We start from the raw sequence: 20,381 nt of genomic DNA on the forward strand, positions 1-20,381 counted from the left end.
GGATCCCCCATCTGTCATTCTACGCGCTCCGCTCAGCGGACCCGGAACTGGAAGACAGCTCACAGCGTCGAGGGGCGGATTCTCCGAACGCCTTCACCCGTAGAGCGATGAAGTGCCCGGAGAATCCGCCCCTCAACGGAAGCGTTGACGAGAAGCTCAGGAGGCCTGGTAGGCCAGCTCCTCGATCACAGGCTCGTGCTGGTCAGTGCTGTTCTGATCCAGCGAGATCACTCCGTAGGTCCAGCCGCGGCGGCGGTAGACCGCTGAGGGCTGACCCGTGGCGGCGTCCACGAAGAGGTAGAAGTCGTGGCCGACGAGTTCCATCGCGTCCACGGCTGCGTCGACGCTGAGCGGCTTGGCCGGGAAGACCTTGCGCCGGATCTTGATGCTTGATTCCGCCGCATCCTCGGTGGGCGGCACATCATCGGCGGCCTCCGCGTCGAGGACCTGCTCATAGAGCGGGCGGTCCGTGGCGGCCGGCGGGACGCTGGCCATGGCGGCGGCCACATCGGCGGCCCCGTTGTGGGAGGCGTGGGCGCGGGACTTCTTCTTGTCCAGGGTGCGCCGGAGACGCTCGGTGAGTTTGTTCAGGGCAATCTCAAAGGCGGCGAACTTGTCACCGGCCTGCGCCTCGGAACGAATGACCTTGCCCCGGCCGATGACTGTCAGCTCCACGGTCATGCTGGTGTCGGCTCGGCGGTGGGAGTTCTCGCTGGAGACCTTGATCTCCAGGCGATGCCCCTTATCGGTGAGCTGCTCGATCTTCTCGAGCTTGCCCTCGACGTGCTCCTTGAAGCTGGCGGGGATCGCGATATTTCGGCCAGTGAAGTTGACCTGCAGAGTCATTCTGTCCTCCTCGTATCCGATATCAGACACAGCGGGGACGGGAACACTCTTCCCCTCGCCGCTGCGATGGGACTCTAAGAAGTACCCATACCTCAGACTAGTTCCCCGGGGCGATCCACGTCACCATTTACGCCTCGGGCGAAGCTCTCACCAGCGAAGATTCCATCGCGGCCCCAGGTCCAGGGGCCGCGGCGAAGACCGCTGCACCGTGGACCCTCGCCCCGGCGCAGGAGAGCACCCGGTGCAGCTCAGCCAGCGTGGATCCGCTGGTGAGCACATCGTCGACCAGCAGCACCTCAGCACCGGGCAGCAGCGCCCGGCCGCGCCGGGTGAGGGCGATGCTGCCCACCGAGCGGCGACGCCTGGCCTGCGCGCCTCGGGACTTCTGCCGGGCGTGCCGCGGGTTCAGCGAGCCCAGCGTGGCGGTGCGGGAGGGTCGCACCAGCCCCGGCCCGGGCCGCAGCCTCCGGCCCCGGTGGTCCAGTTCGCCCCCGGTGGCGCCGAGGGCGTGCCGGAGCAGGACCTGGACCGGATCGAATCCTCGACTCAGCCGGGAACGCAACGACGACGGCGGGCTCACCAGCCACCAGACCCGCGGCCGCACCGCACCGGGTTCCGCCCCCGGTGCCGCCTCGGGTTCGAGCGTGGGTTCTGGTCCGGTTGCTGGCCCAGCTGCTGGCCGGGGCTCCGCCAGGGATTCGGCCCCGGCTGCTCGCCCGAGTGCCGGCCCGTGCGCTGGCTCGGGCGTTGGCGCCCCCGACTCGGCGGCGCGCTGCAGGGCCAGGCGCAGCGCTCGGGCGAGCCCGGGCCCCAGTGCAGCGCCCAGACCGATGGCCCCGTGATCCTTGAAGGCCAGCACGGACCGGGCGACCAGCGCCTCATAGCGGGCGGCCGCGCTGACCGGCAGCACGGTCATCTCCTGCTCCTCGAGCAGCAGCGGCAGGGCCAGCGCCTGTTCTTCGGCCGCAAAGGGAGCACGGGTGAGCAGGTGCAGATCTTCGGCACACGGCGGGCAGAGCGCCACATCCTGCTCAGCGCACCCGATGCACCACACCGGAGACAGCATCCCAGCCGCCGAGGAGACCGCTGCCCGGAGTCCGGCGCCCAGCGGAGCGAACCAGATCCGGTCCAGGGCCCGGACGAGTTCGGCGGAGACTGGGGAGCTTCGAGTCATCCTGTGAGCATGCCGGAGCGAGCATCCGGTCGGATCGCCTCGAGCCCCGCTGGGGAGATCGGGCGCTGCGTGGCTGCCTCGAGCCGGGCTGGGGAGAAGCAGCGCCGTCTCAGATCAGCACCCCGTCAGGCCGGCGCCGTCTCAGCACGGCGGCGCGCCCCCGGGAGCAGCTCAGCCGCGGAAGGCCAGATCGCGCACCTCGACGTCCTCCAGGACCACCCAGGTCTCTCCATTGCTGGAGAGGTTGTAGAACGGAACGTCCACGGTCTCGGCGAAGAGATTGCTCTGGCCTTCACCGGCGGAGATGTTCAACAGTCCCAGCAGCGGGCTGTCCACGCGGTTGGAACCGGTCAGGGTGACCCGTTCCGGGGTCATGGGCTCTTCTTCGGAGTTCGCCCAGACGTAGAGCGCATCGGGGCCCTGCCAGCGCACCTCTTCGAGCTGCACGGAGGTCGCAAGCCGCATCGGCTGTCCGAGTCCGCGCGGGATCCCGGAGGAGTCACGAATGACACCGGCGACGTAGAGGTCACGCTCGCCGTCGTCGTCGAGGATCATCGCCGCGCGGGCGCCGTCCTGGGCGATGCGCAGCGAGGTGATCGTGCGGTCCTCCAGCCAGTCGGCGCTGACCTCTGTCGAGTTCGGCTCCAGAGATTCGTCATAGGCGACCGCGTGGACGGTGGCGTCCTCCCCCTCGGCTGAGGCAGTCCAGGTCCAGCCGTAGTTGTCCATCGAGGGCCGGGTGAGGTTCTCGGCCTCGAGCACCGGGTCCTCTGCCCGCTCCGGGCGAAGGTGATAGAGCCGGTCACCAGCACCGTTGAGGAAGGCGAAGACGTCCTCCGAGGAGGTCCCGGGGAACGCCGGAGCCTGCGGGTCGAGATCTGAGATGTCGGGGAGGCCCCCGATCGAGAGTGTCACCTGATCATTCTGCCGGACCAGGGTGTCGTCCTGGATGCCCACCTGGGTGGAGTCCACCTCGGGGGCCACCTGGATGTCCAGTCGGTCCTCCTCCGGCAGGTCCTCACGCGCCGGGATGTCGAGCTCGCTCTGCGCCACGGTGATCTCGACCTCGTTGATCCGGGTCAGCGAGGTCAGCGCCAGCTCCAGCTGCTCCTGCATCAGGGCACGCTCAGCCGGCCCGGCGTCGGCCACACCCTCCGGTGCGAGATCCACGGCGGCGATGCTGTCCTCCACCGGGACCGAGGCGCGCTCGAGCTGGGCCGAATCGGAGAAGGCCGAGACCACGGCGGGTTCCAGGTAGGGCGCCGGCCCAGCGAGCAGCGCGCTGACGATCTCCGAGGAGATCCCTGGACGGTTGAGGAACCAGCGCTGGTCCGGCACCGCGTAGCGCAGCTCCGGGTCGAAATAGTAGAGGGTGTGCGCCTGGAAGGCCTGCTGGAAGCTGCCCTCGTTGAGCATGGTGCCGTCCGGGGCCTCGGTGATCCGCCACTCCCCCTCGATCTCCTCCAGCGTGAAGTCCATGACCTCTGTGGAGTCCTCGGGCAGGCGGGTCAGGATGCCGGCCTCGTCCACCACCGAATCGACCTGGAAGGGCGCGCTCCAGGTGTCGTCTCCGGAGGCCAGCACCGGAGGCTCGGAGGAGTAGACCACGGTGCGGGCGTCTGGACGCCATTCCCGGGCGGCCTCCGGGGACATGAACTCCCGGGCGATGGCGTAGTCGTCCTGGGCGCCGGCCCCGGCGCGGATGAATCCGGAGACGATCTGTTCTGCGCTGGCTCCGGTCTGCGGCGGCTGCGCCTCCAGGGCGTAGGCGAGGTCCCGGCTCGATTCCGGCGCCGAGGTCCCCACCGGCCCATCGGTGGGCAGCATCGGCGAGCAGGCGCTGAGTGTGAGCATCACGGCGAGCAGCGCGGTGATCAGGGCGAAGAACCGACGGCGGATCATGCCTCACCCCGCTTCGGCTGGTAGAGCGCCTGTTCGTTGACCCGGTCGTGCTCGGGCTCCTCGACGCCGAGGTCCTGGATGTTTTCGATGCGATACCGATCGGTGGCCCGGTAGACCGGGGGCAGCGCCATGGGCGAGGCGCGGTAGGGCACCGACTGGCGGCGCGGGAGCACCAGCCGGAAGCAGGAACCCTGGCCCTTCTGCCCCCAGGCGTCCAGCGCTCCCTGATGCAGCCGGGTGTCCTCCGTGGCGATGGACAGACCCAGCCCGGAACCTCCGGTGGTCCGGGCCCGTGCCGGGTCGGCGCGCCAGAAGCGGTCGAAGACGTGGGCGACCTCCGAGGGGCTCATGCCGATCCCATGATCTCGCACGGCGATGCCCACCGCAGTCGGGCTCGAGGAGACGATCACATCCACCGGGCGGGCCTCGGCGTGTTCGATCGCGTTATTGATCAGATTGCGCAGGATCCGGCTGATCCGACGGGCGTCGACCTCGGCGATGAAGTTCTCCCCCTGGACCACCAGGCCCAGCGGTGTGTTCGAGCTCTCGGCCAGCGGCTTCGAGCTGATCAGCACCTCCCGGGTGAGGGCGAGCAGATCCACCTCGGCGGTGGCCAGCTCGGCGGCGCCGGCGTCGAACCGGGACATCTCCAGCAGGTCCGCGAGCAGCGCCTGGAACCGTTCCACCTGATGGTGCAGCAGCTCGGTGGAGCGCCGATTGATCGGATCGAAGTCGTCGCGAGATTCATGCAGCACCTCCGCGGCCATGCGCACCGTGGTCAGCGGGGTGCGCAGCTCGTGGGAGACGTCAGAGACGAAGCGCTGCTGCATCTTGGAGAGGTTCGCCAGTCGGGTGATCTGCTCCTGCAGGTTCGAGGCCATCCGGTTGAAGGAGAGGCCCAGGCGCGCGATCTCGTCCTCCCCGCGCACCGCCAGGCGCTGATCCAGCTGCCCGTCGGCGATCCGCTCCGAGACCTCGGCGGCCTGCGAGACCGGGCGCACCACCGACCGGGCGACCCAGCCGGCGATGGCCATGTTGATCAGCAGGATCGCGATCCCGGCGACCAACATGGTCCGGAACACGAACGCCACATTCTCCTGGACCGGGGAGAAGTCGTAGACGAAGTAGAGCGCGTAGGGGTTGCCCTGGATGTCGACCTGGGTGCCGAAGGCCACCCCGGGGACCTCGGAGGCACCATTGCGTTCAAGCGAGACGGCCTGCCAGTACTGCCCGGTGCCTCCGGCCACGGCCTCATCGAGCTCCTCGGAGATGTCCTGGGCGCTCAGCCCGGGGGACGTGATGCCGTCCACGTAGAGGTTCTCTCCGACCTCCAGAGGCTGCAGCGAGAATTCGCGCTGGATCTGCGCCGTGGAATTGTCTACCTCATTCAGGATCGACAACACGTCCTGCTGCGCCTCAGATCTGCTCGTGGTGCTCAGCGCCGCGAAGCTGCTCCGGATGCTGTCCAGGCCGACGGCGGCCTCCTGCTCGGCCTGGTCGAAGCGCTCCTGGAAGAGCCCGGAGGTGACCTGCTGCACCAGGAAGGCCGCCACCGCCATGGTGCTGAGCATGGTCAGCAGCCCGGTGAAGAAGACCGCGCGGATCAGCAGCGAGCGCGCCCAGAGCCGGGGCAGCCCGCTGATCCTGCGCGCGGTGCCGGCCAGGCTGCGCTTGGCGCCGGGCCGCTCCCCTGAGCTTGCCGCGGTCTCTGCCGAGGCAGAACTGTCCGCCAGGGGATCCAGGGCGCGGTCCCTGATCACCGGGATGCTGCCGGTGGAGGTGGCCGAAGACCGCGAGGCAGCCCGGTCCGCGGAGTTCTCAGCCTGGCCAGGAATGACTACCCCTGCCCCCCGGCCTTATAGCCGACGCCGCGCACGGTCTGCACGATCTCGGGGTTCTCCGGGTCCTTCTCGATCTTTGACCGCAGCCGCTGCACGTGCACGTTGACCAGGCGGGTGTCGGCCTGGTGCCGGTAGCCCCAGACCTCTTCGAGCAGCATCTCGCGGTTCCAGACCTGCCAGGGCTTCTTCGCCAGCGCCGTGAGCAGATCGAACTCCAACGGGGTCAGCGAGATCCGATGCTCCCCGCGCCGGACCTCGTGGCCGGCGACGTCGATGCTCAGGTCACCGATCTTCAGGCTCTCCCCGTCGGGGCGGGCGTTATGGTCCGCCGGCCGCAGCCGAGCGCGCACCCGAGCGACCAGCTCCGCGGGCTTGAACGGCTTGGGCACATAGTCGTCGGCCCCGGCCTCCAGGCCGCGCACCACATCCGCGGTGTCCGACTTGGCGGTGAGCATGATCACCGGGGTGTCGGCCTCATCGCGGATCTCGCGGCAGACCTCGATGCCGTCCTTGCCCGGCAGCATCAGGTCGAGCAGGACCACATCGGGCTTGGAGCTGTGGAAGGTCTCCAGGGCGTCCTCACCGTTGAAGCAGAATGTGGGCTCGAATCCTTCATTGCGCAGCACAATGCCGATCATCTCTGCGAGCGCTTCGTCGTCGTCGACGACCAGGATTCTGGCTTTCATCTGCTCTCCATCCATAGGGGTCCTGCCGCGCAGAGCGTCACGCGCACGCAGGTTCGGGCCCAGTTCCATGCGGCACCGCACCCAGGATATATGAGAGCGGTAGGCTGGGCGCAGAGGGCACTCGCGCAGACGCGCTTGAGGAGGGACGATGATCCGCACAGCGGAGACACACCGGGATGCTCGGCGCTCGCCGGGCCATGCTCCGGCGCCTTCGAGCGCCTCCGCGGAACAGCCTCTGCAGCCCGGGGCGATCTTCCCGCTGCGCCGGATGGTCGCCGATGAACTCTTCAGCGCCGCCGTCGCGGTGATCCGTCGCTCGCCCAAGGCTGTGCTGGGGGTCCCGTTCCTCGCCGGGCTGGTGAACTTCGGACTCACCCTGATCATGATGCTGGTGCTGCCCTCCTCCTCCTATATGCGCATGCTCACGGACCCCGGCGCGTTCGAGGACCCTGATCTGGCGCTGGGGGTGGCCACGGACGCGGCGTTCCTCTGGGTGAGCTTCGCCGGCGCCGCGGTGACCTCCCTGGTGATCGCGGTGGCCACCGCCTATATGGTGCTGCCCACGCTGCGCGCCTCCTATGGGCTGCACACCGGGATGGGTCAGACCGTGCGGCTGCGCTGGGGCCGGCTGGGCCCATGCGTGGTCAACCTGCTGGTGCTGGGACTGCTGCTCAGCGTGGTGGCGCTGCCGGTGTTCGTCTTGGCGGTCCTGCTGCTGGTGATCACGCTGTTCCTCGGCGCCGTGGTGGTGCTGCCGGGACTGTTCCTGCTCATGTGCTGGGTCACCGCGGCGGTGATGTATGCCCCCTTGACGGTGGTGGTGGAACGGCTGGGACCCCTCGCCGCCATCGCCAGGTCCTGGCGGCTGAACCGGGGACGCTGGTGGCGCAACATCGGGCTGGTGGCGCTGCTCTACGTGATCCTGGGGCTGGTGTTCACAGTCGCCTCGATGCCCCTGATGCTCACCGTGGCCCTCTCCGAGCTGCTCGCCGGTTCGACCTCCCCCGGGGGCGAGTGGGCCGGTTTCGCGGTGTTCGCGCTGACCGAGCTCTACGGCACGGTGCTCTCCACGCTGTTCATCGGGGTGGTCGGCACGGTGATCTCCCTGATGTATCTCAATGCCCGGATCCGCCAGGAGGCACTGGATGTGACGCTGCTCGCCGCCGCGGACCGGGCCGCACGGCGACCCGGCGCCCCCCGACTAGATGCGCCTGAGCCGAACACCCCGTGGGCCGCCGAGCCACCCATGTGGACCCCCACCGACCGCCTCGTCCCAGGATCCACCGAGCACCTCCACGAGCACTTCGCGGAGGTGAGCCGCGATGCAGCCCGAACCCGATGAGGCACGTCGACTCTTGGAGCGCGAGCTCAGCGACCCGCGCTATCAGCGGGACGCGACCGGGCCCTTGCGCGAGGCCGCAGACCGGTTCTTCGGCTGGCTGGACCAGCTGAGCCTGAACCTGGGACCGGTGAACCTCCCGCTGGGTCCGGTGCTGCTGCTGGTGCTGCTGCTGGCCGCGGTGGTGCTGTGCATCGTGCTGGTCCGGCCCCGGCTGCAGCGCGGTGCCGACTCCGAGGAGCTGCTTGCCAGCCCCGCCGGGGTCACCGCGGATGAGCTGCGCCGACGCGCCGAGTCTCACGCCCAGGCCGGCCGTTTCGACGAGGCCTGCAGGGAGTTGTTCCGGTCCGTGATCCGCGCCGCCGAAGAGCGTCAGGAGCTCGCTGAGCAGGCCGGGCGCACCGCGACCGAGGCGGGCGCCTCGCTGGCCCGGGCGCACCCGACCCAGGCGCGGGAAGCCATGCGCGCCGCAGAGCTGTTCAACTACTCCCGCTACGGCGGCCGGTCGCTGCAACGCTCGGACTATGACGCGCTGCTGGACCTTCAGCAGCGGCTGCACGCCTCCCAGAGCGCGGGCTCACCCGCCGAGGCGGCCGCCCCCAGCGCACCCGAGGCCTGGACCGCCCCGGAGCGTCCGGGGGTGCCCCGATGACGACGACGGCGACGCTCGGCTCCGCGCTGCGCAGCGGCTACCAGCGCTGGCAGTTCTGGCTGTTGCTGCTGGTCCTGGGCCTGCTCTCCGTGGCCCTGGTCCAGTCGCTCAGCGACGAGGACATGGACCGGTTCGGCCTGGAGAACACCTCCCTGGACGGGTATGCGGCGCTGGCCGAGGTCCTCGACGACGAGCAGGTGCAGATCCACCCGGCGCCCTCCGCAGAGATCACCCGCGAGCTGCTCGGCGAGCACCCGGACGCTCCTCTGGTGGTGCTCTCCACCGGTGAGGTCCCCGACGAGGCTTTCCTGGAGCGGCTGCGCGACGGCAGGGACCGAGAAGTGGTGCTGCTCAGCGAAGGACCCGAGCTGCTCAGCTCGCTCTACCCCGATGGCCCCGTGAGCTACGCCGGGGCTCATCCCGGTGGCGGCTCCGGCTCCGCGCTTCAGGCCGGCACGCAGTGTGGCGTGGACGCCGCGGTCAACGCCTCCACGGTGCAGGCCCCCGGCGCACTGTTCACCGGCGCCGGGACCGGCTGCTTCCCCGTCTCCTCCGGCGATGCCGCCGATGCCGGAGAGGCCGCGGGGGAATCCGCGGCGGCCGGTGATCCGCAGATGCTGGTCGAGACCGACGCCGGGATCCTCTTCGGCGCCCCGGCGGCCTTCACCAACCAGAACATCACCGACGCCGGGCACGCGGCGCTGGCGCTGTGGCTCTTCGGTGCCGAGGATGACCTCATCTGGTACACCCCGATGGGCCTGGACACGCTGGAGGATCAGCAGTGGGCCTCCCCGATGGACTTCTTCCCCGGCTGGGTCCTCCCGCTGACCTGGTGGCTGCTGCTGTGCGTACTGGTGATGATGCTCGTGCTCGGGCGACGCCCCGGCCCGGTGATCGGCGAGCCGCTGCCGGTGCAGGTCCCTGCGGCCGAGACCGCCGAGGGCCGCGGCCGGATGTATCAGAGCGCCAACGCGGTCACCGCCTCGGCCCAGACCCTGCGCAGCGCGCACCTGATCCGGCTCGCCCGGCTGCTGCGCCTGGGAACCGCCCCGCATCAGGCGAGCATCATCAGCGCCGCCGCCCGTGCGGTCCACCGAGACCCGGCCCAGCTGGGCGGACTGATCAACACAGAACCTCGCAGCAACGCCGACCTCGTCGCCTACGCCCAGGCCCTGGCGCAGCTGGAGGATGAGGTCCGCAGCGCCGCGTTGAAGCATCATCCCGGCGGCCGAAGCGCCGCACCCGAGCCCACACACCTGAACCACCAGCAAGGGAAGAACACCAGCGATGACTGAACCGCACCCGGCCGCCACGCAGAACCATCAGGCCGCCTACGATCCTGCACCTGAGACCGTCCACCCGCGCTCCGATCAGGGAGCACACCAGCTGCGGGAGAAGTTCCACCAGGTCCGCGTGGAGGTGGCCAAGGCGGTGGTCGGTCAGGACGCCGCCGTGACCAGCGTGCTGATCGGGCTGCTGGTGCGCGGGCATGTGCTCCTCGAGGGTGTGCCCGGGGTGGCCAAGACGCTGCTGGTCCGCGCGATCTCGGCCTCGCTGAGCCTGGACACCTCCCGGGTCCAGTTCACCCCGGACCTGATGCCCGGTGACGTCACCGGTTCCCTGGTCTATGACTCCAAGACCGGGGACTTCAGCTTCCGCGAAGGACCGGTGTTCACCAACCTGCTGCTCGCCGACGAGATCAACCGCACCCCGCCGAAGACCCAGGCCTCGCTGCTGGAGGCCATGGAGGAGCGGCAGGTCTCGGTGGACGGGATCAGCCGTCCGCTGCCTGACCCGTTCCTGGTCGCCGCCACCCAGAACCCGGTGGAGTACGAGGGCACCTACCCCCTGCCCGAGGCCCAGCTGGACCGGTTCCTGCTCAAGGTGCACCTGGATCTCCCGCAGCGCGGCGAGGAGATCGAGGTCATCCGCCGCCATGCCGCCGGATTCAATCCCTCCGACCTCGCCGACGCCGGTGTCCGCGCCGTGGCCGGGGCCCAGGACGTGCTGGCCGCTCGCGCCCAGGTCCGGCAGGTCGCCATCGCCGGTGAGGTGCTCGCCTATATCGTCGACCTGGCCCGGGCCACCCGGGAGACCCCGAGCTTCCAGCTCGGCGTCTCCCCCCGCGGGGCCACCGCCCTGATGAACGCCTCACGCGCCTGGGCGTGGCTCTCCGGTCGGGACTTCATCACCCCGGACGACGTCAAGGCGCTCGCCCCGGCCTGCCTGCGGCACCGAGTCTCGCTGCGCCCGGAGGCGGCCATGGACGGGGTCAGCATCGATGACGTGCTGCAGTCCATCCTGGCCACCGTCCCGGTCCCGCGCTGACCGGCCCGAGATGATCATCGCTGTCACGGACACCCGGCTGCACCCGGCCCCGGGGAGCCCGCCATGGTGCTGACCCGACGCTTCCTGTACCTGACGCTGGGGCTGAGCGCCGTCGTCGTCGTCTTCCCCGACCCAGCCACGCTGCTGGGCTGCGCGCTGATCCTGGTCCTGCTGGCCGCCGTGGACATGGTGCTCGCGGGATCCCCGCGCAGCGTGCGGGTGGAGCGGGTGCCCACCACCGCGGTGCGGCTGGGGCAGCCGACGACGGCGAGCACCGTGCTGCACCACCGCGGCGCACGCGCGCTGCGCGGCCAGGTCAAGGACGGCTGGCAGCCCTCCGCCGGGACACGCTCACCGATCAGCCCGATCCAGCTCGCGCCGGGACGCTCCGGGGCGGACTCGGAGACGGCGCCGCCCGGAGCGAGCCGCCGGATCGACACCGCGCTGCGGCCCACCCGGCGCGGGGACCTGCACAGCGAGCATCTGAGCCTGCGCTCGATCGGTCCGCTGGGCCTGGCCGGACGCCAGGTGGTGCACCGGGTGCGGCACACCCAGCGGGTGCTGCCGCCGTTCCATTCCCGACGCCACCTGCCCTCGAAGCTGCAGCGGCTGCGTGAGCTCGACGGGGCCACCGCGGTGCAGATCCGTGGGGCCGGCCATGAGTTCGACTCGCTGCGCGACTACGTCCGCGGCGACGATGTCCGCTCCATCGACTGGCGCGCCACGGCCCGGAGACAGTCCTCGCAGGGGCAGCACCTGGTGGTGCGCACCTGGCGCCCGGAACGCGACCGGCGCGTGATCCTCGCCCTGGACTCCTCCCGCACCTCCGCGGTGCGGATCGAGGACGAGCCGCGGCTGGACTCCGGGATCGAGGCGGCGCTGCTGCTCGGCGCGCTCGCCGCCGGGGCCGGGGACCGCGTGGACTGCTTCTCCTTCGACCGCGGGATCAGCTCCCAGGCACGCTCCGGGATGCGCGGGGACCTGCTGCACCAGATGGCCGAGGCGATGTCCGTGGTGCAGCCGCGCCTGGTCGAAGCCGACTTCTCCCAGCTGCCGGGGCAGATCCGTTCGATCAGTTCGCAGCGCAGCCTGCTGGTGGTGCTGACCTCGCTGGACTCAGGCTCTCTGGAGGAAGGGCTGCTGCCGGTGCTCCCGGCACTGACCCAACGGCACCTGGTGGTGCTCGCCGCGGTCCGGGATCCCGAGCTGGATCGGCGAGCGCAGGCCCGGGAGACCGCCGGGGAGGTCTACCGGGCGGCCGCCGCGGAGCGGGCGCTGATCGAGAAGGAGGCACTGCGCCGGCAGCTGGCCTCCCTCGGAGTCGAGGTCGTCGAGGCCACCCCGCACCAGCTGCCTCCGCAGCTCGCGGACACCTATATCCGGCTCAAGGCCTCCGGTCGGCTCTGACCGGCGGGAATGCACCGACCCCCTGGGTTGCTGAATACTGGGGTCCATCAGCGCCGCATCGGCGGCGCGCCTGATCGTCAATCGGAAAGTCATCTCATGAAGGTATTGGCAGCCATGTCCGGCGGAGTGGACTCCGCCGTGGCCGCAGCCCGCGCCGTCGAGGCCGGACACGAGGTCGTCGGGGTCCACCTCGCGCTGAGTCGGATGCCCGGGACGCTGCGCACCGGGTCACGGGGCTGCTGCACCATCGAGGACTCCTCCGACGCGTGGCGGGCGTGTGAGAAGCTCGGCATCCCGTTCTACGTCTGGGACTTCTCCGATCGATTCAAGGCCGACGTGGTGGACGACTTCATCAGCGAATACGCCGCCGGGCGCACCCCGAACCCGTGCATGCGCTGCAACGAGAAGATCAAGTTCGAGGCGCTGCTGGACAAGGCGATCGCCCTGGGCTTCGACGCCGTGGCCACCGGGCACTACGCCAAGGTCTTCCGCGACGCCGAGGGCACCCCGGAGCTGCACCGCGCGGCCACCTGGACCAAGGACCAGTCCTATGTGCTCGGGGTGCTCACCACTGAACAGCTCGAGCACTGCATGTTCCCCCTCGGGGAGACCCCGTCGAAGGATCTGGTCCGCGCCGAGGCCGCCGAACGCGGTCTCTCCGTGGCCAAGAAGCCGGACTCCCATGACATCTGTTTCATCCCGGACGGGGACACTCGGGGCTGGCTGGCCGAGCAGATCGAGCTGCGCAACGGACCGATCCTCGACGCCGAGGGTGAGCAGATCGGTGAGCATGAGGGCTCCGAGGCCTACACCGTGGGCCAGCGCCGCGGACTCAAGCTGGGCCGCCCCGCCCCGGACGGCAAGCCGCGGTTCGTGCTGGAGATCCGGCCCAAGGAGAACACCGTGGTGGCCGGTCCGCGTGAGCTGCTCGAGATCGACCGGCTCACCGGGATCCGGCTCTCATGGGCGGGCCGCCCGGTGCCCGAGGCTCACACCGGTGACTGGTTCTTACTTGATCTGCAGATCCGCGCCCACGCCGATCCCGTGCCGGCCCGGGCCCGGGTCGAGGCCGAGGACCCGCAGACCGAAGACGGCGCCCCCCGGCTGATGGTGGAGCTTCAGGAACCTCTGCAGGGCGTGGCTCCGGGTCAGACGGCCGTGATGTACCAGGGCACCCGGGTGCTGGGGCAGGCCACGATCGACACCGCGCGTTCGAAGAACTACCAGCCGGTGGGCGCCACCGGCCAGTAGGCTGGGTCCATGAGCACTGATCCCCGCGCCGGTGAGGCCGCCGCCCAGGTAGAGCCCGAGATCCTCGACGAGCTGCTGTCCATGCGGGCCAGCATCGACAACATCGACGCGACCCTGGTCTACCTGCTGGCCGAGCGGTTCAAAGCCACCCAGCGCGTCGGGGTGCTCAAGGCCAAGCACCGGCTTCCCGCGGCAGACCCGGCCCGTGAGAAGAACCAGATCTCCCGGCTCAAACGACTCGCCGACGAGGCGCAGCTGGACCCTGAGTTCGCGGAGAAGTTCTTGAACTTCATCATCGAAGAGGTCATCCGGCACCACGAGGCGATCTCCGGCGCCACCACTGCAGCGCCTGGGACATCAGCGGCGGAGACCTCGGCGGCGCAGTCCTCCCGGACCGGTGCCGGCGCGCAGGCCTCCGAGGCCCCGGTCGAACGCGGATGATCCTGCGCAGCGCCGCCGTCGGCGTGATGCCCGGGACGAACCTGCTGCGCAGCGCCGAGCTCCAGGCCGCCGAGCTGCCGGCACCGCATCTTCCCGGGCTGCCCGAACTGCCCGGGCGGGGCCTGCACTCTCAGCTGATGGGACGCAGCCTCGCCCAGCTCGCCGAGCTCGCCACCGAGCTGACCTCCTACGGCTGGCGGCTGACTCAGCGCCCCGGCGCCGATGATCAACGTGCCCGCGGCTGGCTGCGCTCCGATGTGGACACCCTGGCCGATCTCCGCGGTGAGCGCCGCGAGTCCGGCCTGGACCCCGTCGCCGAGGACGGGCGCGGCGCTCCCCTGGTGCTCGAGCTGCTGGGACCGCTCAGCCTGATGGCCGGACTGGCGCTGCCCTCCGGGGAGAAGGTGCTCACCGATCACGGCGCGCGCCGGGATCTGGCTGCCTCGCTGGCGACCGGGGCCGCGGAGCACCTGAGCCACGTGCGCAGAGCCTGCGCGCCGTCGTCGTTGACCGTGGTCCTCACCGAGCCCGACTACACCCGCGTCCGCGGCGGGCTGATCCCCACGGTCAGCGGGTACCGCACCATCCGAGCGCTGGAGCGGGAGGAGGCACGGGGGCATCTGGGCGCCATGATCGAGACGCTGCAGCACGCCGGCGCGGATGAGGTCCTGCTGGATCTGGGCGGCCGCGTGGAGGCCGAGCACATCCAGGACTTCCGCGCGGACCGGGGCCCGCGGGCAGACGGTTTCGGGGTGGATCTCACCACGATGCAGGCCCCCGGCTGGGAGCGCACCGCCGAGCTGGTGGAATCCGGAGCCAGCATGCTCGCCTCCATGCTGACCTCCGCGGAGACCGCCGCCGCGGCTCGTCTCGGGTCGCCCGAGGCGGCCCGTCGCGGGGAGACCCAGCTGCCGCAGGTCAGTGAGTTGGCGCGGCGGCTGCGCGGTCCCTGGGAACGACTCGGGATGCCGCTGGGTGCCCTGGAGAGCTTCCTTCTGGTAGGTTCCGCGGACCGGCACGGCACGGAACCAGCCCGGTCGCGGTCCGCCGCGCTGACCGAGCCCGCCGCCATGCGGGTGATCACCCGTGTGCGCGACGCCGCCGAGGCGCTGCGTGAGCAGGTGCAGCAGGCCTGAGCGGCCGCGCCGCCGGGCGCACCCGAGGCAGACCCGGCCCGGTCCCGAATCAGCCCAGTCCCGAATCAGCACTCCCATAGAAGTGGGGTCCCGATGGACCAGCGACTCTCCCTGATCACCTTGGCCGTGGCGGATCTGCCCGCCACCCGACGCTTCTACCTCGAAGGGCTCGGCTGGGCGCCCAGCGTGGAGGCCCCCGGGGTGCTGATGCTGCGTGCCGGTGAGCACCTGCTGCTCTCGCTGTGGGATCGCGAGGAGTTCGAGGCCGAAGTGGGTCCGATCATGACCGGCACCGGCGTCGCCCCGCTGACTCTGGCGCACAACGTAACCAGCAACGACCAGGTCGATGAGATCCTGCACCTGGCCCAAGCGGCCGGTGCCAGCGCCGTCTCCCCGGCACAGCACCGCGAGTGGGGCGGCTACAGCGGCTACTTCGCGGATCCCGACGGGTTCCGCTGGGAGATCGCCTGCGCACCGGGTGAGGTCAACGACATCGTGCTGCCCTGATCCGAGGTCCCTCCCTCCTCTCCCGCTGCGTCCCCTCCCCCGGGTGCTTTCCCGCTCAGCGCCGGGCCGCGGCCATGCCCGCGCTGCGCGCCTGGGCGATCACAGCAGGCAGCGCGGCGATCAGCGCGTCGACGTCGCGCTGGGTGGTCGTCCATCCCAGTGTGAAGCGCTGGGCCCCGCGGGCCTGCTCCTCTCCCAGGCCCATCGCCAGCAGCACGTGCGAGGGGCGCGGCACCCCGGCGGTGCAGGCGGAGCCGGTGGCGGTGTCGAACCCTGCCATGTCCAGCATGAACAGCAGCGAATCGCCCTCGGCGTCCTCCACGGTGATGTGCAGATTGTTCGGCAGTCGCAGCTCCGGGTGGGTGCGCGGATCCGGTCCGCGCAGCGTCACACCCTCGAGTCCGACGACGGCGTCCAACAGCTGATCACGCAGCCCCGCCAGCCGCTGGGCCTCCTGCTGCGCAGACGCCACCAGCTCCTCGGCCACGGCGGCGAAGGCGCAGATCCCGGCGACATCGAGGGTCCCGGAGCGGATGTCGCGCTCCTGTCCGCCACCGTGGAGCACCGGGGTCAGCACCACGTCTCGGCGGACCAGCAGCGCGCCCACACCGACCGGGGCGCCGATTTTGTGCCCGCTGATCGCCAGCGTCGCCGCCCCGGAGTCACGGAAGCTCATCGGGGCCGCCCCGGCCGGCAGCGAGCCGAAGACCTGGACCGCATCGGTGTGCAGCGGGACCCCGAACCGTGCGCAGAGCTCACCGATCTGCGCCACCGGCTGGATCGCGCCGGTCTCATTATTGGCCCACATCACAGTCACCAGCGCCACGGACTCCTCCGACTGGGACAGGGTGGCCTCCAGCGCCGGAAGATCCACGATGCCCTCGTCATCCACGGCGAGGATCTCCAGCTCGGCGTCCTCGTGCGCCTGAAGCCATTCGGCGGTCTCGAGCACCGCGTGGTGCTCGATGCCGGGGAGCAGGATCCGGCGCCGTCCCGGGTCCTGGGTGCGGCGCTGCCAGTAGAGTCCCTTGACCGCCAGGTTGTCCGCCTCGGTGCCCCCGGAGGTGAAGATCACCTCTGAGGCGTGGGCGCCCGCCGCGCGGGCCAGCTGCTCCCGGGCGGAGTCCACGGCCAGCCGCGCCCGGCGGCCGGAGCCGTGCAGCGAGGAGGGGTTCGACAGCGCGGGCAGCATCTCGGTGAGCACGCGCATCGCGGTGGGCTTGATCGGGGTGGTGGCCGCGTGGTCGAAGTAGGATCCGCCGGGGGCGTCGGGTACAGATGACATCGTGTCCACGATTCTACGCTTTTGGGGCTATCGTGAATCCTCGATGAGCAGTGATTCCGGAGATCTCTACAGCGTGCTGGGCATCGGCTCCGATGCCGACGCCCAGTCCGTCCGCGCGGCCTACCGCCGGCGCGTGCGGCAGGCGCACCCGGATGCCGGAGGCACGGCCGAGGAGTTCCATCAGGTGCAGTCGGCCTGGGAGGTCCTCGGCGACGAATCTGCCCGCGCCGCCTACGACCGCAGGCTCCGCCAGCTACAGACCAGCGCCGAGAGCCCCGCAGACGAGGCCGCCGGCAGCGGCCCGATCTACGGCCGGGGTTCCGGCTTTGGCGGCTCAGGATCCGGGTTTCGGACCACCGCCTCCGGCAGCACCTCGGCGGGCTCCTCCAGCGCAGACTCCGCCCGGACGCCGTCGGGGGCCGCCCATCTGGCTCCGGTCTACATCCCTGACCTCTCGCAGCCCGAGCCGCTCTCGCTGCCGCTGACCAGCCAGCGCAGCCACGGCCGTTTCGCCTCCCGAGGACTCTTCGGCGGCGGGCGGGTGCGTCGCGCGGAGCGCATGGCCGATCTGCTGGAGAAGCATGTGCTCGCCGAGCTGCCCACGGCGCGGCTGTTCAACGCCGTGGCTCTGGAGCCGGCCGAGAAGGATCGGCGCGGAGGCAGCCGGCCCCCGCGCGGTCCCGCGGTGGATCATGTTCTGGTCTGCGGGGACACCTTGGTCGTGGTCACCTCCCTTGAGGTGCCCGCCGCCGCAGCCTCTTGGGACGGACGCCGCCTCCACGCAGCGGGCCGCTCGCTGACCCTGCCCGATCTCACCGGGGATTCCCGGCTGCTGCGGGCCACCCTCGAGGCGGCCATGCGGGAGACCGGACGGGAGACCGCCCTCAACCTGGGCCAGCAGATCGTGCTGCACTCCCCCGACGGCAGCATGCAGAGCCCGGTGATCGAGACCCGCGGCACCGGCTCCGGGCGCGCCCCGCTGGCCCCGGCGCGCGCCTTCCGCAGCATCCGAGAGCAGCTGGCCGCCTCCGACCAGGCCAACGTGATCGACCGGCACCTGCTCGCCGCGCTGCGCCGGCAGCTCCAGCACCCGCTGCAGTGACCTCCGGCTGACCTGGTCCGTAGGACCTAGGACCCTGGCCCACCTGACTGTTCCCGGCCCATGGTGAAGACACGCTCGAGGAATCACATCTCCGGGGAGCACCTCGCTGGCTCCGGACCCTCGACACAGTCGTGGAGGCGGGTGAAGCATGAGCAACGTCGGACTCTTATACGTCGGGGCGGTCCTGTTCATCAACGGGCTGATGCTGATCGGGGTGATCCCCGGCAAGTCTGCTGCCATCCTCAACTTCTTCGTCGGCGGCATGCAGGTGGTCTTCCCGACCATCGTTCTCATCCAGGCCGAGAATGACCCGGGGATCATCCTGGGAGCCGCGGGCCTGTACCTCTTCGGGTTCACCTACCTCTACGTGGGCATCATTCAGGTGACCGGCGTCAGCGGGGAGGGCCTTGGTTGGTTCTCACTGTTCGTCTCGGCGTGCGCGGTGGTGATCGGGTTCATCCAGCTGACACTGCAGGACCCGGTCTTCGCCGTCATCTGGTGGATCTGGGCGGTGCTGTGGTTCCTCTTCTTCCTGCTGCTGGGGCTGGGCATGGAATCTCTGGCGCATACCACCGGATGGTTCACGATCCTGATCAGCCACCTCACCGGCACGATCCCGGCCTTCGTCCTGCTGCTGGGCCGATACGAGTCCAACGTGCCCCTCGCCCTGACCCTCGCCGCCCTGGGATCGCTCGCGCTCCTCATCGCCATCACGCTCGGACGCCGGAGAGCAGCCGCGACGGAAGCCGAGGAATCCACCCCCGCACAACTCGTCACCTGAAAGAGGATCATGCCCACCTACGAGTTCCGATGCCCCGACTGCACCGACTTCGACCTGGTCTTCGCCATGCGCTCGGTGCCCGAGAACGCGACGTGCCCGACCTGTGGCGCGTCCGCCAGGCGCCGGGTCAGCGCGCCCAGACTCTCCCGGGCCGGTTCAGCGGCCTCCCGGGTCATCGACGCCACCGAGCGCAGCGCGCATGAACCCGAGACCGTCAGTTCGCTGCCCGGGCGGGCGCGCTCCGCCCCAGCGCAGAGATACACCTCGAACCCGCTGCATCAGAAGCTTCCGCGACCATAACCCCACGGCCCGACCTGTCCACAGAAGGAGAACACCATGCCTGAACTGCTGTTTCCGCTAGATTCTTCCAAAAAGTTCGAGGACCAGGAGAAGCTGGGGCATAACCGCTGGCATCCAGAGATCCCTCCGGTCGCCACCGTGAAGCCCGGGGACTCCTTCCGGGTGGATTGCCGCGAGTGGTTCGACGGCGCCATCGTCAACGACGACTCCGCCGAGGACATCCTCAACGCCCCGCTGCTGACGGTGCACAAGCTCAGCGGTCCCTTCGCCGTTGAAGGCGCGAAGCCAGGTGACCTGTTGGTCGTGGACATCCTCGATGTGGGCCCCATCCCGATGGAGGACTCTGGACCCCTCGCCGGTCAGGGCTGGGGGTACACGGGGATCTTCTCGCGCAACAACGGCGGCGGCTTCCTCACCGAGCAGTTCCCGGATGCGTATAAGGCCATCTGGGACTTCAGCGGCCAGACGGCCACCTCGCGGCATATCCCAGGCGTGTCCTTCACCGGGCTCATCCACCCCGGACTGATGGGAACGGCCCCCTCGGCGGAGCTTCTGGCCGTGTGGAACAAGCGTGAAGGCGACCTGATCGCCACCGACCCGCACCGGGTGCCGCCGCTGGCGCTGCCTCCGGAGCCGAGAGAGGCCGTTCTGGGGTCTCTGCCCTCGGAAGAGTTCAGCCGAGTCGCCGCCGAAGCGGCCCGGACGGCGCCCCCGCGGGAGAACGGCGGCAACCAGGACATCAAGAACCTGTCCAAGGGCACCCGCGTCTTCTACCCGGTCTTCGTGGACGGCGCGAACCTCTCACTGGGCGACCTGCATTTCTCCCAGGGCGACGGCGAGATCACCTTCTGCGGCGCCATCGAGATGGGCGGCTTCATCGACCTGCACGTGGACGTGATCAAGGGCGGCATGGAGACCTACGGGGTGAAGGAGAACGCGATCTTCATGCCGGGCAACGTCGATCCTCAGTTCAGCCAGTGGCTGGCCTTCTCCGGAACCTCCGTGACCTTGGACGGTGAGCAGCGTTACCTGGACTCGCACCTGTCCTACCAGCGCGCCTGCCTGCACGCGATCGACTACCTCACCAAGTTCGGATACTCCCCGGAGCAGGCGTATCTGCTGCTCGGGGCGGCACCGATCGAGGGCCGACTCTCCGGCGTGGTGGACATCCCGAACTCCTGTTCCACCGTCTATATCCCGACCTCGATCTTCGACTTCGATGTTCGACCCTCGGCTGCCGGACCGGTCCAGATCGACCCCGGCATCGGGGCACCGCGAGCCGCCAACCAGTGAGAACCCCACCGAGGTCCCGCCCCATCCGTGGGGCGGGACCTCGGGACATCCACCCGACTCGTGAGTCACGATGGCACCCAGAAGACTGCCGCACGCCCAGACCCCCGCCC

19 protein-coding genes are annotated in these 20,381 nt (G+C 69.9%); 13 read left to right on the forward strand and 6 right to left on the reverse strand.

Annotation, left to right across the window (positions count from 1 at the left end; genetic code table 11):
• Positions 1-156: 156 nt before the first annotated feature.
• The 5 genes from hpf to mtrA all read right to left on the reverse strand — a co-directional run bounded on the left by hpf (position 157) and on the right by mtrA (position 6,449).
• Positions 157-846, reverse strand: coding sequence for a ribosome hibernation-promoting factor, HPF/YfiA family (gene hpf / locus HNR24_RS06910; protein ID WP_182495398.1), 690 nt, complete (start codon positions 844-846; stop codon positions 157-159).
• 127 nt (positions 847-973) lie between these two features.
• A complete protein-coding gene (locus HNR24_RS06915; protein WP_182495399.1) occupies positions 974-2,020 on the reverse strand; it encodes a phosphoribosyltransferase family protein in 1,047 nt (348 codons plus the stop codon).
• Positions 2,021-2,191: 171 nt separating this feature from the next.
• Positions 2,192-3,922: an LpqB family beta-propeller domain-containing protein gene (locus tag HNR24_RS14260; protein WP_182495400.1), complete on the reverse strand. Its 1,731-nt coding sequence runs from the start codon at positions 3,920-3,922 to the stop codon at positions 2,192-2,194.
• On the reverse strand, positions 3,919-5,682 hold the full coding sequence (gene mtrB / locus HNR24_RS06925; protein WP_310735400.1) for an MtrAB system histidine kinase MtrB: 1,764 nt from the start codon (positions 5,680-5,682) through the stop codon (positions 3,919-3,921). Before mtrB ends, HNR24_RS14260 begins: the two co-directional genes overlap by 4 nt.
• Positions 5,683-5,759: 77 nt before the next feature.
• Positions 5,760-6,449: an MtrAB system response regulator MtrA gene (gene mtrA / locus HNR24_RS06930; protein ID WP_058888845.1), complete on the reverse strand. Its 690-nt coding sequence runs from the start codon at positions 6,447-6,449 to the stop codon at positions 5,760-5,762.
• A gap of 148 nt (positions 6,450-6,597) precedes the next feature.
• Here mtrA and HNR24_RS06935 point away from each other — a divergent pair, with 148 nt between their 5' ends.
• The 9 genes from HNR24_RS06935 to HNR24_RS06975 all read left to right on the forward strand — a co-directional run bounded on the left by HNR24_RS06935 (position 6,598) and on the right by HNR24_RS06975 (position 15,510).
• Entirely contained in the window at positions 6,598-7,791 is a 1,194-nt protein-coding gene (locus tag HNR24_RS06935; protein WP_182495401.1) for a DUF7847 domain-containing protein, read from the forward strand.
• Complete coding sequence (locus tag HNR24_RS06940; protein WP_182495402.1) at positions 7,772-8,440, forward strand: DUF4129 domain-containing protein; 669 nt, start codon at positions 7,772-7,774, stop codon at positions 8,438-8,440. The genes HNR24_RS06935 and HNR24_RS06940 overlap by 20 nt, the downstream gene beginning before the upstream one ends.
• On the forward strand, positions 8,437-9,735 hold the full coding sequence (locus tag HNR24_RS06945; protein WP_182495403.1) for a DUF4350 domain-containing protein: 1,299 nt from the start codon (positions 8,437-8,439) through the stop codon (positions 9,733-9,735). The genes HNR24_RS06940 and HNR24_RS06945 overlap by 4 nt, the downstream gene beginning before the upstream one ends.
• The gene (locus tag HNR24_RS06950) at positions 9,728-10,768 is read left to right on the forward strand and encodes an AAA family ATPase (RefSeq protein WP_083504776.1); all 1,041 of its coding nucleotides are present in this window, start codon (positions 9,728-9,730) and stop codon (positions 10,766-10,768) included. The genes HNR24_RS06945 and HNR24_RS06950 overlap by 8 nt, the downstream gene beginning before the upstream one ends.
• Before the next feature lie 63 nt (positions 10,769-10,831).
• Positions 10,832-12,175: a DUF58 domain-containing protein gene (locus tag HNR24_RS06955; protein ID WP_182495404.1), complete on the forward strand. Its 1,344-nt coding sequence runs from the start codon at positions 10,832-10,834 to the stop codon at positions 12,173-12,175.
• 96 nt (positions 12,176-12,271) lie between these two features.
• A complete protein-coding gene (mnmA, locus tag HNR24_RS06960) occupies positions 12,272-13,426 on the forward strand; it encodes a tRNA 2-thiouridine(34) synthase MnmA (RefSeq protein WP_182495405.1) in 1,155 nt (384 codons plus the stop codon).
• A 9-nt stretch (positions 13,427-13,435) separates the two neighbouring features.
• The gene (locus HNR24_RS06965; protein WP_182495406.1) at positions 13,436-13,867 is read left to right on the forward strand and encodes a chorismate mutase; all 432 of its coding nucleotides are present in this window, start codon (positions 13,436-13,438) and stop codon (positions 13,865-13,867) included.
• Positions 13,864-15,003, forward strand: coding sequence for a uroporphyrinogen decarboxylase/cobalamine-independent methonine synthase family protein (locus tag HNR24_RS06970; protein WP_182495407.1), 1,140 nt, complete (start codon positions 13,864-13,866; stop codon positions 15,001-15,003). The genes HNR24_RS06965 and HNR24_RS06970 overlap by 4 nt, the downstream gene beginning before the upstream one ends.
• A 93-nt stretch (positions 15,004-15,096) precedes the next feature.
• Entirely contained in the window at positions 15,097-15,510 is a 414-nt protein-coding gene (locus HNR24_RS06975; protein WP_182495408.1) for a VOC family protein, read from the forward strand.
• Positions 15,511-15,565: 55 nt separating this feature from the next.
• Here the strand turns inward: HNR24_RS06975 and HNR24_RS06980 are convergent, their stop codons facing one another.
• Entirely contained in the window at positions 15,566-16,795 is a 1,230-nt protein-coding gene (locus HNR24_RS06980) for a cysteine desulfurase family protein (RefSeq protein WP_058888437.1), read from the reverse strand.
• A 43-nt stretch (positions 16,796-16,838) separates the two neighbouring features.
• Between HNR24_RS06980 and HNR24_RS06985 the strand changes: the two genes are divergently transcribed.
• The 4 genes from HNR24_RS06985 to fmdA all read left to right on the forward strand — a co-directional run bounded on the left by HNR24_RS06985 (position 16,839) and on the right by fmdA (position 20,271).
• A complete protein-coding gene (locus HNR24_RS06985; RefSeq protein ID WP_182495409.1) occupies positions 16,839-17,897 on the forward strand; it encodes a DnaJ domain-containing protein in 1,059 nt (352 codons plus the stop codon).
• 148 nt (positions 17,898-18,045) lie between these two features.
• Positions 18,046-18,678, forward strand: a complete 633-nt coding sequence (locus tag HNR24_RS06990) for an AmiS/UreI family transporter (protein WP_058888435.1) — start codon at positions 18,046-18,048, stop codon at positions 18,676-18,678.
• Between the two features lie 9 nt (positions 18,679-18,687).
• Entirely contained in the window at positions 18,688-18,978 is a 291-nt protein-coding gene (locus HNR24_RS06995) for an FmdB family zinc ribbon protein (protein WP_182495410.1), read from the forward strand.
• A gap of 36 nt (positions 18,979-19,014) precedes the next feature.
• Positions 19,015-20,271, forward strand: a complete 1,257-nt coding sequence (gene fmdA / locus HNR24_RS07000; protein ID WP_182495411.1) for a formamidase — start codon at positions 19,015-19,017, stop codon at positions 20,269-20,271.
• Positions 20,272-20,381 lie beyond the last annotated feature (110 nt).

The sequence above is a fragment of the Nesterenkonia sandarakina genome (assembly GCF_014138825.1).
Classification (GTDB): domain Bacteria; phylum Actinomycetota; class Actinomycetes; order Actinomycetales; family Micrococcaceae; genus Nesterenkonia; species Nesterenkonia sandarakina.

Coding starts and splice junctions, on each gene's coding strand:
- hpf (WP_182495398.1), bottom strand. CDS start 846: ATGACTCTGCAGGTCAACTTCACTGGCCGAAATATCGCGATCCCCGCC.
- HNR24_RS06915 (WP_182495399.1), bottom strand. CDS start 2,020: ATGACTCGAAGCTCCCCAGTCTCCGCCGAACTCGTCCGGGCCCTGGAC.
- HNR24_RS14260 (WP_182495400.1), bottom strand. CDS start 3,922: ATGATCCGCCGTCGGTTCTTCGCCCTGATCACCGCGCTGCTCGCCGTG.
- mtrA (WP_058888845.1), bottom strand. CDS start 6,449: ATGAAAGCCAGAATCCTGGTCGTCGACGACGACGAAGCGCTCGCAGAG.
- HNR24_RS06935 (WP_182495401.1), top strand. CDS start 6,598: ATGATCCGCACAGCGGAGACACACCGGGATGCTCGGCGCTCGCCGGGC.
- HNR24_RS06940 (WP_182495402.1), top strand. CDS start 7,772: ATGCAGCCCGAACCCGATGAGGCACGTCGACTCTTGGAGCGCGAGCTC.
- HNR24_RS06945 (WP_182495403.1), top strand. CDS start 8,437: ATGACGACGACGGCGACGCTCGGCTCCGCGCTGCGCAGCGGCTACCAG.
- HNR24_RS06950 (WP_083504776.1), top strand. CDS start 9,728: ATGACTGAACCGCACCCGGCCGCCACGCAGAACCATCAGGCCGCCTAC.
- HNR24_RS06955 (WP_182495404.1), top strand. CDS start 10,832: ATGGTGCTGACCCGACGCTTCCTGTACCTGACGCTGGGGCTGAGCGCC.
- mnmA (WP_182495405.1), top strand. CDS start 12,272: ATGAAGGTATTGGCAGCCATGTCCGGCGGAGTGGACTCCGCCGTGGCC.
- HNR24_RS06965 (WP_182495406.1), top strand. CDS start 13,436: ATGAGCACTGATCCCCGCGCCGGTGAGGCCGCCGCCCAGGTAGAGCCC.
- HNR24_RS06970 (WP_182495407.1), top strand. CDS start 13,864: ATGATCCTGCGCAGCGCCGCCGTCGGCGTGATGCCCGGGACGAACCTG.
- HNR24_RS06975 (WP_182495408.1), top strand. CDS start 15,097: ATGGACCAGCGACTCTCCCTGATCACCTTGGCCGTGGCGGATCTGCCC.
- HNR24_RS06980 (WP_058888437.1), bottom strand. CDS start 16,795: ATGTCATCTGTACCCGACGCCCCCGGCGGATCCTACTTCGACCACGCG.
- HNR24_RS06985 (WP_182495409.1), top strand. CDS start 16,839: ATGAGCAGTGATTCCGGAGATCTCTACAGCGTGCTGGGCATCGGCTCC.
- HNR24_RS06990 (WP_058888435.1), top strand. CDS start 18,046: ATGAGCAACGTCGGACTCTTATACGTCGGGGCGGTCCTGTTCATCAAC.
- HNR24_RS06995 (WP_182495410.1), top strand. CDS start 18,688: ATGCCCACCTACGAGTTCCGATGCCCCGACTGCACCGACTTCGACCTG.
- fmdA (WP_182495411.1), top strand. CDS start 19,015: ATGCCTGAACTGCTGTTTCCGCTAGATTCTTCCAAAAAGTTCGAGGAC.